Below are 16,117 nucleotides of genomic sequence, written 5' to 3' on the forward strand. Positions count from 1 at the left end.
GAGGGGGCTTGCTCCCGATTGCTGAGTGTCAGTCAGCACATCTGTTGCTGATCCACCGCCATCGGGGCATAGGTATCTACACAACTTTGTAGCAGCCTACGGTAACCACGATGCGAAGCGAGTCGCTCTTGATCTTGCTCTTGCTCTTGATCTTAAGCGCCCCGTTAAACCACGCTGGCCGCAATTCGATAGTGATTTGGGGGGTAAACCGGCAGGGATGCCGGTTTAGCCGCCCCGCGCCATGGATGGCGCGTGGCGGCGGCCCCCCAAATCACTGTCGGATTACGGGCACACCGAGCCTAGGCGAGGTGCCGAGTGGTGGGGCAAGAGCCCTTTGGTTACTTTGGGGCTCTTTTCCAAAGTGACCCGCCGTCAGGGCGGAACCCTAAGCCGCCGTTACCGCAGCAACGGATATGTACTCGCTCTGATCCAACATCCTGGTCGGCCCTGAGGCCGCCATCGGGAGCAAGCCCCCTCCCACATTTTGGTCGCGGGGCGTCAGTTAGAGAGGCTTCGGCTCTTGGGCCGCCACAGGTTCAGGACCACGCCAAAGTTGTGTAGATACCTATGGCCATCGGGGGCAAGCCCCCTCCCACATTGGAATGCGATGAGCCTGAAGATTTTGTGCAAAACCTTGATCCAGAGCGGTATTCGCTGCAGATAAATCGGTTACAAAATCCGTTCCATCAACCGGCGACAATCACACAAGTAACGGCAACTTCCCCCGCCACACGAGAAACATTCGCTTAAACCCTGCGCAAACAATATTCATTATCATTTAAACCATGAAAACTTTCTTACCGGTCAAACAAAACGCAATTGTTCAAAAGCCCGCTAATGCCCATGCTGCAAGGGCTACAGCCCCACAACGGTGCACTATGTGCTTATTCCATCGAATAATTTCGCCACAGGAATTTTACTTGCCCGGTGTTTAGCCATAAAATCACCGCGATTGATTGCAGTGCGACATATCGTCACTGCATCGTTACTTTTTCGAGCTCAGAGACCTTTGCTCTCTGTTAAGGATTTCCAGCATGACCGACGCGACAGGACTCATGGCCCACAACTGGGGCTTTGCCATTTTCCTCCTCGGTGTTGTAGGCCTTTGCGCTTTCATGCTCGGCGTCTCCAGCCTCCTCGGGTCAAAAGCCTGGGGCCGCAGCAAAAACGAACCGTTCGAGTCCGGCATGCTACCTACAGGTGGCGCCCGCTTGCGGCTCTCAGCAAAATTCTATCTGGTCGCGATGCTCTTCGTGATCTTCGATATCGAAGCCCTCTTTCTCTTTGCCTGGTCTGTGTCCGTTCGCGAAAGCGGCTGGACCGGATTCGTCGAAGCTCTCGTTTTCATAGCAATTCTGTTGGCAGGTCTTGTCTACCTGTTCCGAGTGGGCGCCCTTGACTGGGCTCCGGAAGCTCGTCGCAAGCGGCAGGCGAAGCTGAAACAATGAGGCTTTGGCGATGCAATACAATCTCACCAGGATCGACCCGGATGCTCCTAACGAGCAGTACCCCATCGGCGAACGGGAAACCGTTTCCGACCCGTTAGAAGACCAAGTCCACAAGAACATCTACATGGGCAAGCTGGAAGACGTGCTGAGTGGCGCGGTCAACTGGGGGCGTAAAAACTCCCTGTGGCCGTACAACTTCGGCCTTTCGTGCTGCTACGTGGAAATGACCACCGCCTTCACGGCGCCCCACGACATCGCGCGCTTTGGCGCCGAAGTCATCCGGGCCTCGCCGCGCCAGGCGGATTTCATGGTTATCGCCGGTACCTGCTTTATCAAGATGGCGCCGATCATCCAGCGTCTCTATGAGCAAATGCTCGAACCCAAATGGGTAATCTCCATGGGCTCGTGCGCCAACTCCGGTGGCATGTACGACATCTACTCGGTCGTTCAAGGGGTGGACAAGTTCCTGCCCGTGGACGTCTACGTGCCTGGCTGCCCGCCCCGCCCCGAAGCTTTCCTGCAAGGCTTGATGCTGTTGCAGGAATCGATTGGCAAGGAGCGTCGCCCGCTGTCCTGGGTCGTCGGTGATCAAGGCGTGTACCGCGCCGAGATGCCGTCACAAAAGGAACAGCGCCGCGAACAGCGAATCGCAGTCACCAACCTGCGCAGCCCCGACGAAGTCTGATCCAGTCCGCTTCTTTTATAGAACGAAAACCTGGCTTCATTCTTTACGTTGACCGAAAGCGATAAAAAACCATGACTACAGGCAGTGCTCTGTACATCCCGCCTTATAAGGCAGACGACCAGGATGTGGTTGTCGAACTCAATAACCGTTTTGGCCCTGACGCCTTCACCGCCCAGGCCACACGCACCGGTATGCCGGTGCTGTGGGTGGCGCGTGCCAGGCTTGTCGAAGTCCTGAGCTTCCTGCGCAACCTGCCCAAGCCGTACGTCATGCTCTATGACCTGCATGGCGTGGACGAGCGTCTGCGCACCAAGCGCCAAGGCCTGCCGAGCGGCGCCGATTTCACCGTGTTCTACCACTTGATGTCGCTGGAACGTAACAGCGACGTGATGATCAAGGTCGCCCTGAGCGAGAGCGACCTGAGCGTGCCGACCGTGACCGGGATCTGGCCGAACGCCAGCTGGTACGAGCGTGAAGTCTGGGACATGTTCGGTATCGACTTCCCGGGCCACCCGCACCTGACGCGCATCATGATGCCGCCGACCTGGGAAGGTCACCCGCTGCGCAAGGACTACCCTGCCCGCGCCACTGAATTCGACCCGTTCAGCCTGACCCTCGCCAAGCAGCAGCTTGAAGAAGAGGCCGCGCGCTTCCGTCCGGAAGACTGGGGCATGAAGCGTTCCGGCACCAACGAGGACTACATGTTCCTCAACCTGGGCCCGAACCACCCTTCGGCCCACGGTGCCTTCCGTATCATCCTGCAACTGGACGGCGAAGAAATCGTCGATTGCGTCCCGGACATCGGCTACCACCATCGTGGTGCCGAGAAGATGGCCGAGCGCCAGTCGTGGCACAGTTTCATCCCCTATACCGACCGTATCGACTACCTCGGCGGCGTGATGAACAACCTGCCGTACGTGCTCTCGGTGGAGAAGCTGGCCGGCATCAAGGTACCGGACCGCGTCGACACCATCCGCATCATGATGGCCGAGTTCTTCCGCATCACCAGCCATTTGCTGTTCCTGGGTACCTATATCCAGGACGTCGGCGCCATGACCCCGGTGTTCTTCACCTTCACCGACCGTCAGCGTGCCTACAAGGTCATCGAAGCCGTCACCGGTTTCCGCCTGCATCCGGCCTGGTACCGCATCGGCGGTGTGGCCCACGATCTGCCGAACGGCTGGGAGCGCCTGGTCAAGGAATTCATCGACTGGATGCCCAAGCGCCTGGACGAATACCAAAAGGCCGCCCTGGATAACAGCATCCTCAAGGGCCGTACCATCGGTGTGGCCCAGTACAACACCAAAGAGGCCCTGGAATGGGGCGTCACCGGTGCCGGCTTGCGCTCCACCGGTTGCGATTTCGACCTGCGCAAGGCGCGCCCGTATTCGGGCTACCAGAACTTCGAATTCGAAATTCCGACTGCCGCGAATGGCGATGCCTACGACCGCTGCATCGTGCGCGTCGAAGAAATGCGCCAGAGCCTGAAGATCATCGAGCAGTGCATGCGCAACATGCCGGCCGGCCCGTACAAGGCGGATCACCCGCTGACCACGCCGCCGCCCAAAGAGCGCACGCTGCAGCACATCGAAACCCTGATCACGCACTTCCTGCAAGTCTCGTGGGGCCCGGTGATGCCGGCCAACGAGTCCTTCCAGATGATTGAAGCGACCAAGGGCATCAACAGTTATTACCTGACGAGCGATGGCGGCACCATGAGCTACCGCACCCGGATTCGCACCCCAAGCTTCCCGCACTTGCAGCAGATCCCTTCGGTGATCAAAGGCGAGATGGTCGCGGACTTGATTGCGTACCTGGGTAGTATCGATTTCGTTATGGCCGACGTGGACCGCTAAGCATGAACAGCACGCTTATCCAGACAGACCGTTTCACCTTGAGTGAAACCGAGCGCTCGGCCATCGAGCACGAGCTGCATCACTACGAAGACCCGCGCGCGGCGTCGATCGAAGCTTTGAAGATCGTTCAGAAGGAACGTGGCTGGGTGCCAGACGGCGCCCTCTACGCCATCGGCGAGATCCTCGGCATCCCCGCCAGCGACGTTGAAGGGGTGGCGACGTTCTACAGCCAGATCTTCCGCCAGCCGGTCGGCCGCCACATCATTCGCGTGTGCGACAGCATGGTGTGCTACATCGGTGGCCACGAGTCCGTGGTCAGCGAAATCCAGGCCAAGCTGGGCATCGGCCTCGGCCAGACCACCGCCGACGGCCGCTTCACGCTGCTGCCGGTGTGCTGCCTGGGCAACTGCGACAAGGCGCCGGCGTTGATGATCGACGACGACACATTCGGTGACGTGCAGCCTGCTGGCGTGACCCAATTGCTCGAGGGCTACCCATGACCCTGACATCTTTCGGCCCGGCCAACCTGATCAAGCGTTCGGCCGAGACCCACCCGCTGACCTGGCGCTTGCGTGACGACGGCGAGCCCGTGTGGCTCGACGAGTACCAGGCCAAGAACGGCTATGCAGCCGCGCGCAAAGCCTTCGCCGACATGGCCCAGGACGACATCGTCCAGACCGTGAAAGACGCCGGCCTCAAAGGCCGTGGCGGCGCAGGTTTCCCCACGGGCGTGAAGTGGGGCCTGATGCCCAAAGACGAATCCATCAATATCCGCTACCTGCTGTGCAACGCGGATGAAATGGAGCCCAACACCTGGAAAGACCGCATGCTGATGGAGCAACTGCCCCATCTGCTGATCGAAGGCATGCTGATCAGTGCCCGTGCGCTGAAAACCTACCGTGGCTATATCTTCCTGCGCGGTGAATACACCACCGCCGCCAAGCACCTCAACCGTGCCGTGGCCGAAGCCAAGGCGGCGGGCCTGCTGGGCAAGAACATCCTCGGTTCGGGTTTTGACTTCGAGCTGTTCGTGCACACCGGCGCCGGGCGTTATATCTGCGGTGAAGAAACCGCACTGATCAACTCCCTCGAAGGCCGCCGCGCCAACCCGCGCTCCAAGCCGCCCTTCCCCGCCGCCGTGGGCGTGTGGGGCAAGCCAACCTGCGTGAACAACGTCGAGACCCTGTGCAACGTACCGGCGATCATCGCCGACGGCGTGGACTGGTACAAATCGTTGGCCCGTGAAGGCAGCGAAGACATGGGCACCAAGCTCATGGGCTTTTCCGGCAAGGTCAAGAACCCTGGCCTGTGGGAGCTGCCGTTCGGCGTGACCGCGCGCGAGCTGTTCGAGGACTACGCTGGCGGCATGCGCGACGGCTACACCTTGAAAGCCTGGCAGCCAGGCGGCGCCGGCACCGGTTTCCTGCTGCCCGAGCACCTCGACGCACAGATGTATGCCGGCGGCATCGGCAAGGTGGGCACCCGCATGGGGACCGGCCTGGCGATGGCGGTGGACAACACGGTGAACATGGTCTCGTTGCTGCGCAACATGGAGCAGTTCTTTGCCCGTGAATCCTGCGGCTTCTGCACCCCGTGCCGTGACGGTCTGCCGTGGAGCGTCAAGCTGCTGATGGCCCTGGAAAACGGTGAAGGCCGCGAGGGTGACATCGAAACCCTGCTCGGGCTGGTCGGTTTCCTCGGCCCAGGCAAGACCTTCTGTGCTCACGCACCGGGCGCCGTGGAGCCGTTGGGCAGCGCAATCAAATACTTCCGCCCTGAATTCGAGGCCGGCATCGCGCCGACCCGCGCGGGCGAACTCACTCAGGTGGTATCACCGACCATGGTCGGTGCGTAACGCTTAAAGAAGCGAAGGGTTCGTGCCCTTCGCTTTTCTCATGTGCGGACGCCTTGATGGCTGTGTAGATGCACATGAATAACAAGATTCCATTAGCCACGCCCGCTGACAACGGGCCAACGAAGAACTTTGAACCATGGCCACTATCCACGTAGACGGCAAAGCGCTCGAAGTCGATGGGGCAGACAACCTGTTACAGGCATGTCTGTCACTCGGCCTCGACATCCCGTATTTCTGCTGGCACCCCGCGCTCGGTAGCGTCGGTGCCTGTCGCCAGTGCGCGGTCAAGCAGTACACCGACGAAAACGACACCCGTGGTCGTATCGTCATGTCCTGCATGACCCCAGCCACCGACAACACCTGGATTTCCATCGACGATGATGAGTCCAAGGCGTTCCGCGCCAGTGTCGTCGAATGGCTGATGACCAACCACCCCCACGACTGCCCGGTCTGTGAGGAAGGCGGTCACTGCCACCTGCAAGACATGACGGTGATGACCGGCCACAACGAGCGCCGCTATCGCTTTACCAAGCGTACCCACCAGAACCAGGACCTCGGCCCGTTCATCTCCCACGAGATGAACCGCTGCATCGCCTGCTACCGTTGCGTGCGCTTCTATAAAGACTACGCCGGCGGCACCGACCTCGGCGTGTTCGGCGCCCACGACAACGTGTACTTCGGTCGCGTTGAAGACGGCGTGCTCGAGAGCGAATTCTCCGGCAACCTCACCGAGGTCTGCCCGACCGGTGTGTTCACCGACAAGACTCACTCCGAGCGCTACAACCGCAAGTGGGACATGCAATTCGCCCCGAGCATTTGCCATGGCTGCTCCAGCGGTTGCAACATCTCGCCGGGCGAGCGCTACGGTGAACTGCGTCGTATCGAAAACCGCTTCAACGGTTCGGTCAACCAGTACTTCCTGTGTGACCGTGGCCGCTTCGGCTATGGCTACGTCAACCGCGAAGACCGCCCGCGCCAGCCACTGCTGGCCGATGGCGCCAAGCTGAGCCTGGACGCGGCGCTGGATAAAGCCGCCGACCTGCTGCGTGGCCGTAACATCGTCGGTATCGGTTCTCCGCGCGCCAGCCTCGAAAGCAACTTCGCACTGCGCGAACTGGTCGGCGCCGAGCACTTCTACAGCGGTATCGAAGCCGGCGAACTGGAGCGCATCCGCCTGGTCCTGCAAGTGCTGAACGACAGCCCGCTGCCGGTGCCGAACATGCGCGACATCGAAGACCACGATGCGATCTTCGTGCTCGGTGAAGACCTGACCCAAACCGCCGCGCGTATCGCGCTGTCGCTGCGCCAGTCGGTCAAAGGCAAGGCCGAAGCCATGGCCGACGCCATGCGCGTGCAGCCTTGGCTCGACGCCGCCGTGAAAAACATCGGCCAGCACGCGCTGAACCCGCTGTTTATCGCCTCCCTGGCTGAAACCAAGCTCGACGACATCGCCGAAGAATGCGTCCACGCTGCACCGGACGACCTGGCGCGCATCGGTTTCGCCGTGGCCCACGCCCTTGACGCCAGCGCGCCTGCCGTCGACGGCCTGGACGCCGAAGCCGTGGCACTGGCCCAGCGCATCGCCGACGCCCTGCTGGCCGCCAAACGCCCATTGATCATCGCCGGCACCTCGCTGGGTTCCAAGGCGCTGATAGAAGCAGCCGCCAACATCGCCAAGGCCTTGAAGCTGCGCGACAAGAACGGCTCAATCAGCCTGGTGGTACCGGAAGCCAACAGCCTCGGCCTGGCCATGCTCGGTGGCGAGTCCCTGGACGCCGCCCTGCAAGCAGTGACCGACGGCAACGCCGACGCCATCGTGGTGCTGGAAAACGACCTGTACACCCGCACCGACGCGGCCAAGGTTGACGCTGCACTCAACGCCGCCAAGGTGCTGATCGTGGCCGATCACCAGAAGACCGCCACCAGCGAACGTGCGCACCTGGTGCTGCCAGCGGCCACCTTCGCCGAAGGCGACGGTACCCTGGTCAGCCAGGAAGGCCGCGCCCAGCGCTTCTTCCAGGTGTTCGATCCGAAGTACATGGACGCCAGCATCCTGGTTCACGAAGGCTGGCGCTGGCTGCATGCCCTGCGCGCAACCCTGCTGAACCAGCCGATCGACTGGACCCAGCTCGACCACGTCACCGCCGCTACCGCTGCAAGCGCACCGCAGCTGGCGCGAATTGTCGATGCTGCCCCGTCTGCTTCGTTCCGCATCAAGGGCCTGAAGCTGGCCCGTGAACCGCTGCGTTATTCCGGTCGTACCGCCATGCGCGCTGACATCAGCGTGCATGAACCGCGTACCCCGCAAGACATCGACACCGCGTTCGCCTTCTCCATGGAAGGTTATTCGGGTTCGGCCGAACCGCGTCAGCAGGTGCCGTTCGCCTGGTCGCCGGGCTGGAACTCGCCGCAGGCCTGGAACAAGTTCCAGGACGAAGTCGGTGGGCATATCCGCGCTGGCGACCCGGGCACCCGCCTGATCGAACCTCAGGGCGACGCGCTGAACTGGTTCGCTGCCGTACCGCGCCCGTTCAACCCGGCCCCGGGTACCTGGCAGGTGGTGCCGTTCTTCCACCTGTTCGGCAGCGAAGAGACTTCTTCCAAGGCCGCGCCGGTTCAAGAACGCATTCCAACCGCCTACGTGGCCCTGGCCAAATCCGAAGCCGACCGCCTGGGCGTCAACGACGGTGCCCTGCTCAGCCTGAACGTGGCCGGCCAGACCTTGCGTCTGCCGCTGCGCATCAACGAAGAGCTGGGTGCCGGCCTGGTTGCACTGCCTAAAGGCATCGCCGGTATTCCTCCAGCGATCTTTGGCCAAACCGTTGACGGTCTGCAGGAGGCAGCGCAATGACCTGGTTCACCCCTGAAGTGATCGACGTGATCATCTCGGTCGTCAAGGCCATCGTGATCCTGTTGGCCGTGGTCGTCGCGGGCGCCCTGCTCAGCTTCGTCGAACGTCGCCTGCTGGGCTGGTGGCAGGACCGTTACGGTCCGAACCGCGTTGGCCCGTTCGGCATGTTCCAGATCGCCGCCGACATGCTGAAGATGTTCTTCAAGGAAGACTGGACCCCGCCGTTTGCCGACAAGGTGATCTTCACCCTGGCACCGGTCGTGGCCATGAGCGCCTTGCTGATCGCCTTCGCGATCATCCCGATCACCCCGACCTGGGGCGTGGCGGACCTGAACATCGGCTTGCTGTTCTTCTTCGCCATGGCTGGCCTGTCGGTGTACGCGGTGCTGTTCGCCGGTTGGTCGAGCAACAACAAGTTCGCCCTGCTGGGCAGCTTGCGTGCCTCGGCGCAGACCGTCTCCTATGAAGTGTTCATGGGGTTGGCGCTGATGGGCATCGTGGTGCAGGTTGGCTCGTTCAACATGCGCGATATCGTCGAGTACCAGGCGCAGAACCTGTGGTTCATCATTCCGCAGTTCTTTGGCTTCTGCACCTTCTTCATCGCCGGCGTGGCTGTGACTCACCGTCACCCCTTCGACCAGCCGGAAGCGGAGCAGGAACTGGCCGACGGTTACCACATTGAATATGCCGGCATGAAATGGGGCATGTTCTTCGTCGGTGAGTACATCGGCATCATCTTGATCTCGGCCCTGCTGGTCACGCTGTTCTTCGGCGGCTGGCACGGTCCGTTCGGCATCCTGCCGCAGTTGGCCTTCTTCTGGTTCTTCTTGAAGACCGCGTTCTTCATCATGCTGTTCATCCTGCTGCGCGCCTCGATTCCGCGCCCGCGCTATGACCAGGTGATGGATTTCAGCTGGAGATTCTGCCTGCCGCTGACCCTGATCAATTTGCTGGTGACGGCCGCCGTCGTGTTGTTGAACACGCCAGCAGCCGCGGTTCAGTGAGGATTTGACCCATGTTCAAATATATTGGCGACATCGTTAAGGGTACCGGTACCCAGTTGCGAAGCCTGGTGATGGTGTTCGGTCACGGCTTTCGCAAACGCGACACCCTGCAATACCCGGAAGAAGCGGTATACCTGCCGCCGCGCTATCGCGGCCGCATCGTCCTCACCCGCGATCCCGATGGCGAAGAGCGTTGCGTAGCCTGCAACCTGTGCGCCGTGGCGTGCCCGGTGGGTTGTATCTCCCTGCAGAAAGCTGAAACCGAAGACGGTCGCTGGTACCCGGACTTCTTCCGCATCAACTTCTCGCGCTGCATTTTCTGCGGCCTCTGCGAGGAAGCTTGCCCGACCACCGCGATCCAGCTCACACCGGATTTCGAGATGGCCGAGTTCAAACGTCAGGACCTGGTGTACGAGAAAGAAGACCTTTTGATTTCCGGTCCCGGTAAAAACCCTGATTACAACTTCTATCGTGTTGCAGGTATGGCCGTTGCCGGTAAGCCCAAAGGCGCCGCACAAAACGAAGCCGAACCGATCAACGTGAAGAGCTTGCTGCCTTAAGGAAGAAAGATGGAATTCGCTTTCTATTTCGCATCGGGTATTGCAGTGGTGTCCACGCTTCGCGTGATCACCAACACCAACCCCGTGCACGCCCTGCTCTACCTGATCATTTCGCTGATCGCCGTGGCCATGACCTTTTTCGCCCTCGGCGCACCGTTCGCCGGTGTGCTGGAAGTGATCGCCTACGCCGGCGCCATCATGGTGCTGTTCGTGTTTGTGGTGATGATGCTCAACCTCGGGCCCGCCTCGGTCGCCCAGGAACGCGTCTGGCTCAAGCCCGGCATCTGGCTCGGCCCGGTCGTGCTGGCAGCGCTGCTGCTGGGTGAACTGCTGTATGTGCTGTTCGCTCACCAGAGCGGCCAGGCCATCGGCCACACCACCGTAGACGCGAAAGCCGTGGGCGTCAGCCTGTTCGGCCCGTACCTGCTGGTAGTCGAACTGGCTTCGATGCTGCTGCTCGCCGCAGCCATCACCGCCTTCCACTTGGGCCGCAACGAAGCCAAGGAGCAATGACGATGCCTGCTATCCCTTTGGAGCATGGTCTGGCGGTTGCCGGCATCCTGTTCTGCCTTGGCCTGGTCGGCCTGATGGTTCGCCGTAACATTCTGTTCGTGTTGATGAGCCTGGAAATCATGATGAACGCTGCCGCACTGGCGTTCATCGTGGCGGGTGCGCGTTGGGGCCAGCCGGATGGACAAGTCATGTTCATCCTGGTGATCAGCCTGGCAGCCGCCGAGGCCAGTATCGGCCTGGCGATCCTGCTGCAACTGTATCGTCGCTTCCACACGCTTGATATCGACGCTGCCAGTGAGATGCGCGGATGAACATGATCTTTCTGACTTTCGTATTTCCCCTGATCGGTTTCCTGCTGCTGTCGTTCTCTCGCGGACGCTGGTCGGAAAACCTCTCGGCCCTGATCGGCGTCGGCTCGATTGGCCTGTCGGCCATTGTGGCTGCCTACGTCATCTGGCAATTCAACGTGGCGCCGCCGGAAGGCGGTCACTACACCCTGGTGCTGTGGCAGTGGATGTCGGTGGAAGGCTTCAAGCCCAACTTCGCCCTTTACGTCGACGGCCTGTCGATCACCATGCTCGGCGTGGTGGTAGGTGTAGGCTTTTTGATCCACCTGTTCGCGTCCTGGTACATGCGCGGTGAAGCGGGCTACTCGCGCTTTTTCTCGTACACCAACCTGTTCATCGCCAGCATGCTGTTCCTGGTGCTCGGCGATAACCTGTTGTTCCTGTACTTCGGCTGGGAAGGCGTGGGCCTGTGCTCGTACCTGTTGATCGGTTTCTACTACAGCAACCGCAACAACGGTAACGCGGCACTCAAGGCCTTCATCGTCACCCGCATCGGCGACGTGTTCATGGCCATCGGCCTGTTCATCCTGTTCCAACAGGTGGGCACGCTGAACATCCAGGAACTGCTGGTGCTGGCGCCGCAGAAATTCCAGGTCGGCGATTTCTGGATCACCCTGGCCACCCTGATGCTGCTGGGCGGCGCCGTGGGTAAATCCGCGCAACTGCCGCTGCAAACCTGGCTGGCGGATGCGATGGCCGGTCCTACCCCGGTGTCGGCACTGATTCACGCGGCAACCATGGTCACCGCCGGTGTCTACCTGATCGCGCGTACCCACGGCCTGTTCACCCTGGCGCCGGACATCCTGCATCTGGTAGGCATCGTCGGCGGCGTGACCCTGGTGCTGGCCGGCTTCGCCGCGCTGGTGCAGACCGACATCAAGCGTATCCTCGCCTACTCGACCATGAGCCAGATCGGCTACATGTTCCTGGCCCTGGGCGTTGGCGCCTGGGACGCGGCGATCTTCCACCTGATGACCCACGCCTTCTTCAAGGCCCTGCTGTTCCTTGCTTCCGGTGCGGTGATCGTGGCCTGCCACCACGAGCAGAACATCTTCAAGATGGGTGGCCTGTGGAAGAAACTGCCGTTGGCCTACGCCAGCTTCATCGTTGGTGGTGCCGCGCTCGCCGCGCTGCCGCTGGTGACTGCCGGTTTCTACTCCAAAGACGAAATCCTCTGGGAAGCCTTTGCCAGCGGTAACCAGAACCTGCTGTACGCAGGCCTGGTGGGTGCGTTCATGACCTCGCTGTACACCTTCCGCCTGATCTTCATCACCTTCCACGGTGAAGCCAAGACCGAAGCGCACGCAGGCCACGGCATCTCCCACTGGTTGCCACTGTCGGTGCTGATCATCCTGTCGACCTTCATCGGCGCCCTGATCACTCCGCCACTGGCCGGTGTACTGCCGCAAAGCGTCGGCCATGCCGGCGGCGCCGACAAGCACAGCCTGGAAATCGCCTCCGGCGCCATTGCCATCGCCGGTATCCTGCTGGCGGCCCTGCTGTTCCTCGGCAAGCGTCGCTTCGTGACGGGCGTTGCCAACAGCGGTATCGGCCGGTTCCTGTCGGCCTGGTGGTTCGCTGCCTGGGGCTTCGATTGGATCTACGACAAACTGTTCGTCAAACCTTACCTTGCGATCAGCCACGTGCTGCGCAAAGACCCGCTCGACCAGACCATCGGTTTGATCCCGCGCGCCGCCAAGGCCGGTCACACCGCCCTGAGCCGCAGCGAGACCGGCCAGTTGCGTTGGTATGCGGCGTCCATGGCAGTGGGTGCCGTGCTGGTGATCGGCGCCATCGTCGTGGTAGCGGTCTGACTATGTTTAAGTGCACTGCGTACTTTGCGAACTTGCGAAAGGAAACGAGCCCGTCATGATTCTGCCCTGGCTAATCCTGATCCCCTTTATCGGCGGCCTGCTCTGCTGGATGGGTGAACGCTTCGGCGCCACCCTCCCCCGCTGGATTGCGTTGCTGACCATGTCCCTGGAACTCGCACTCGGCCTCTGGCTGTGGGCCCATGGCGACTATTCATTCGCCCCCGCTCCGGGTGTCGACCCGACCTTCGCGCTTGAATTCAAGCACGTATGGATCCAGCGCTTCGGCATCAACGTGCACCTGGCCCTCGACGGCCTGTCGCTGTTGATGATCCTGCTGACCGGCCTGCTGGGTATCCTCTCGGTACTCTGCTCCTGGAAAGAAATCCAGCGTCACGTGGGCTTCTTCCACCTGAACCTGATGTGGATCCTGGGCGGCGTTGTCGGCGTGTTCCTGGCGCTGGACCTGTTCATGTTCTTCTTCTTCTGGGAAATGATGCTGGTGCCGATGTACTTCCTCATCGCGCTCTGGGGTCACAGTTCTTCGGACGGCAAAAAAACCCGGATCTACGCGGCGACCAAGTTCTTCATCTTCACCCAGGCTTCCGGCCTGATCATGTTGGTGGCGATCCTCGGTCTAGTCCTGGTCAACTTCAACAGCACGGGCGTGATCACGTTCAACTACGCCGACCTGTTGAAAACCAAGATGTCGCTGACCACCGAGTACATCCTGATGCTGGGCTTCTTCATCGCCTTCGCGGTGAAGCTGCCGGTGGTGCCGTTCCACTCCTGGTTGCCCGACGCCCACGCCCAGGCGCCGACCGCCGGCTCCGTGGACCTGGCCGGTATCCTGCTGAAAACCGCTGCCTACGGCCTGCTGCGTTTCGCCCTGCCGCTGTTCCCGAATGCCTCGGCCGAGTTCGCGCCGATCGCCATGACCCTGGGTCTGATCGGGATCTTCTACGGTGCGTTCCTGGCCTTCGCGCAAACCGACATCAAGCGCCTGATCGCCTTCTCGTCCGTTTCCCACATGGGTTTCGTACTGATCGGCATCTACTCCGGCAGCCAGCTGGCGCTGCAGGGCGCGGTGATCCAGATGTTGGCCCACGGTGTCTCGGCCGCTGCACTCTTTATCCTGAGTGGCCAGCTGTATGAGCGCCTGCACACCCGTGACATGCGTGAAATGGGTGGGGTGTGGTCGCGCATCGCGTACTTGCCGGCAATCAGCCTGTTCTTCGCCGCTGCATCGCTGGGCTTGCCGGGTACCGGTAACTTCATCGGCGAGTTCCTGATCCTGATGGGTGCCTTCGTGCAGACGCCGTGGATCAGCGCCATTGCTACCTCCGGCCTGGTGTTCGGTTCGGTCTACTCGCTGATCATGATCCACCGCGCCTACTTCGGCCCGGCCAAGTCCGACACCGTCCTGCAAGGGATGGATGCGCGCGAACTGATCATGGTGCTCGGTCTGGCGGTACTGCTGATCTACATCGGCGTATACCCACAGCCGTTCCTGGACACTTCTGCCGCAACGATGCATGGCGTGCAGCAGTGGTTCGGCACCGCCTTCTCTCAACTCGCTTCGGCCCGGTAAGAGCGCTATGGAATTCACGATCCAACACTTTATCGCGCTTGCGCCGCTGCTGATCACCAGCCTCACCATCGTGGTGGTGATGCTGGCGATCGCCTGGCGCCGCAATCATTCGCAAACGTTCCTGCTGTCCTGTGCCGGTTTGAACCTGGCCCTGCTGTCGATCATTCCGGCCCTCAAGGTCGCACCACTGGCGGTCACGCCATTGATGATGGTCGATGACTTCGCGCTGCTGTATATCGCGCTGATCCTGGTCGCGACCCTGGCCTGCGTCACCCTCGCCCACGCCTACCTCGGCGAAGGCGGCACCGGGTACCCAGGCAACAAGGAAGAGCTGTACCTGCTGATCCTGTTGGCAGTGGCCGGCGGTATCGTGCTGGTCAGCGCGCAGCACCTGGCCGGCTTGTTCATCGGCTTGGAGCTGCTGTCGATCCCGACCTACGGCCTGGTGGCCTACGCCTTCTTCAACAAGCGCTCCCTGGAAGCCGGCATCAAGTACATGGTGTTGTCGGCTGCCGGTTCCGCGTTCCTGTTGTTCGGCATGGCCCTGCTCTACGCCGAAGCCGGCAGCTTGAGCTTCACCGGTATCGGCCACGCCCTGGCCGCCACCAACAGCCCTGCGCCGATTGCCCAACTGGGCCTGGCGATGATGCTGATCGGCCTGGCGTTCAAGCTGTCGCTGGTGCCGTTCCACCTGTGGACCCCGGACGTGTACGAAGGCGCCCCGGCGCCTGTGGCCGCATTCCTGGCCACTGCGTCGAAAGTGGCCGTGTTTGCGGTGATGGTGCGTCTGTTCCAGATCTCGCCTGCCGCCAATACCGGCGTGCTGAGCAATGTACTGACTGTGATCGCCATCGCGTCGATCCTGTTCGGCAACCTGCTGGCGCTGACCCAGAACAACCTCAAGCGTCTGCTCGGTTACTCGTCCATCGCTCACTTCGGCTACCTTCTGATCGCCCTGGTGGCGAGCAAAGGCCTGGCCGTGGAAGCCATCGGCGTGTACCTGGTCACCTACGTGATCACCAGCCTTGGCGCATTCGGCGTGATCACCCTGATGTCCTCGCCGTACAAAGGCCGTGACGCCGACGCCCTGTACGAATACCGCGGCTTGTTCTGGCGCCGTCCGTACCTGACAGCCGTACTCACCGTGATGATGCTGTCCCTGGCGGGTATCCCACTGACTGCCGGCTTTATCGGCAAGTTCTACATCGTCGCCACCGGCGTCGAGGCCCACCAGTGGTGGCTGGTCGCGTCCCTGGTCCTGGGCAGCGCCATCGGCGTGTTCTACTACCTGCGCGTGATGGTCACCCTGTACCTGATCGAGCCGAACCTGCGCCGTGTGGATGCCGAGCTGCATTGGGAACAGAAGGCCGGCGGCGTGATGCTGCTGGCCATCGCCCTGCTCGCCTTCTTCCTGGGCGTGTATCCGCAACCGTTGCTGACGTTGGTGCAGCATGCGGTGCTGGGGGTTTGATCATTTAGGTTGATGCAGTAAAAGAACGGCGCCTTTGGGCGCCGTTTTTGCGTCTCAGAGGGAAACAATAGAGATGCAGTGCAACCACTATCGTCTTCGCGGGCAAGCCCACTCCCACAGGGGTA

General features: G+C 61.2%; 13 protein-coding genes. All 13 read left to right on the top strand.

Going from position 1 to position 16,117, the window contains the following annotated elements:
• Positions 1-1,034: 1,034 nt before the first annotated feature.
• Positions 1,035-1,448, top strand: coding sequence for an NADH-quinone oxidoreductase subunit A (locus C4J91_RS16390; protein ID WP_003192109.1), 414 nt, complete (start codon positions 1,035-1,037; stop codon positions 1,446-1,448).
• A gap of 10 nt (positions 1,449-1,458) precedes the next feature.
• Positions 1,459-2,133, top strand: a complete 675-nt coding sequence (locus C4J91_RS16395) for an NADH-quinone oxidoreductase subunit B family protein (protein ID WP_003174719.1) — start codon at positions 1,459-1,461, stop codon at positions 2,131-2,133.
• A gap of 71 nt (positions 2,134-2,204) precedes the next feature.
• Positions 2,205-3,989, top strand: a complete 1,785-nt coding sequence (gene nuoC, locus C4J91_RS16400; RefSeq protein ID WP_124363298.1) for an NADH-quinone oxidoreductase subunit C/D — start codon at positions 2,205-2,207, stop codon at positions 3,987-3,989.
• A 2-nt stretch (positions 3,990-3,991) separates the two neighbouring features.
• On the top strand, positions 3,992-4,489 hold the full coding sequence (gene nuoE / locus C4J91_RS16405; protein ID WP_003232080.1) for an NADH-quinone oxidoreductase subunit NuoE: 498 nt from the start codon (positions 3,992-3,994) through the stop codon (positions 4,487-4,489).
• On the top strand, positions 4,486-5,844 hold the full coding sequence (gene nuoF / locus C4J91_RS16410) for an NADH-quinone oxidoreductase subunit NuoF (protein WP_057024316.1): 1,359 nt from the start codon (positions 4,486-4,488) through the stop codon (positions 5,842-5,844). The genes nuoE and nuoF overlap by 4 nt, the downstream gene beginning before the upstream one ends.
• A gap of 136 nt (positions 5,845-5,980) precedes the next feature.
• Positions 5,981-8,695 (top strand): NADH-quinone oxidoreductase subunit NuoG, encoded by a 2,715-nt coding sequence (gene nuoG, locus C4J91_RS16415; protein ID WP_124363299.1) that lies wholly within the window; start codon positions 5,981-5,983, stop codon positions 8,693-8,695.
• Positions 8,692-9,699 carry an NADH-quinone oxidoreductase subunit NuoH gene (gene nuoH / locus C4J91_RS16420; RefSeq protein WP_003174724.1) on the top strand — a complete coding sequence of 336 codons (1,008 nt, stop codon included), beginning with the start codon at positions 8,692-8,694 and terminating at the stop codon, positions 9,697-9,699. The genes nuoG and nuoH overlap by 4 nt, the downstream gene beginning before the upstream one ends.
• Positions 9,700-9,710: 11 nt before the next feature.
• Positions 9,711-10,259 carry an NADH-quinone oxidoreductase subunit NuoI gene (nuoI, locus tag C4J91_RS16425; RefSeq protein WP_003174725.1) on the top strand — a complete coding sequence of 183 codons (549 nt, stop codon included), beginning with the start codon at positions 9,711-9,713 and terminating at the stop codon, positions 10,257-10,259.
• 9 nt (positions 10,260-10,268) lie between these two features.
• Positions 10,269-10,772 (top strand): NADH-quinone oxidoreductase subunit J, encoded by a 504-nt coding sequence (gene nuoJ, locus C4J91_RS16430; protein ID WP_065884950.1) that lies wholly within the window; start codon positions 10,269-10,271, stop codon positions 10,770-10,772.
• 2 nt (positions 10,773-10,774) lie between these two features.
• On the top strand, positions 10,775-11,083 hold the full coding sequence (gene nuoK, locus C4J91_RS16435) for an NADH-quinone oxidoreductase subunit NuoK (protein ID WP_003174727.1): 309 nt from the start codon (positions 10,775-10,777) through the stop codon (positions 11,081-11,083).
• Positions 11,080-12,933: an NADH-quinone oxidoreductase subunit L gene (gene nuoL, locus C4J91_RS16440; protein WP_124363300.1), complete on the top strand. Its 1,854-nt coding sequence runs from the start codon at positions 11,080-11,082 to the stop codon at positions 12,931-12,933. The genes nuoK and nuoL overlap by 4 nt, the downstream gene beginning before the upstream one ends.
• Positions 12,934-12,988: 55 nt before the next feature.
• Complete coding sequence (gene nuoM / locus C4J91_RS16445) at positions 12,989-14,521, top strand: NADH-quinone oxidoreductase subunit M (RefSeq protein WP_003232072.1); 1,533 nt, start codon at positions 12,989-12,991, stop codon at positions 14,519-14,521.
• 7 nt (positions 14,522-14,528) lie between these two features.
• Entirely contained in the window at positions 14,529-15,992 is a 1,464-nt protein-coding gene (gene nuoN / locus C4J91_RS16450) for an NADH-quinone oxidoreductase subunit NuoN (protein WP_124363301.1), read from the top strand.
• Positions 15,993-16,117 lie beyond the last annotated feature (125 nt).

Source organism: Pseudomonas sp. R3-52-08 (genome assembly GCF_003851745.1).
Lineage (GTDB): Bacteria > Pseudomonadota > Gammaproteobacteria > Pseudomonadales > Pseudomonadaceae > Aquipseudomonas.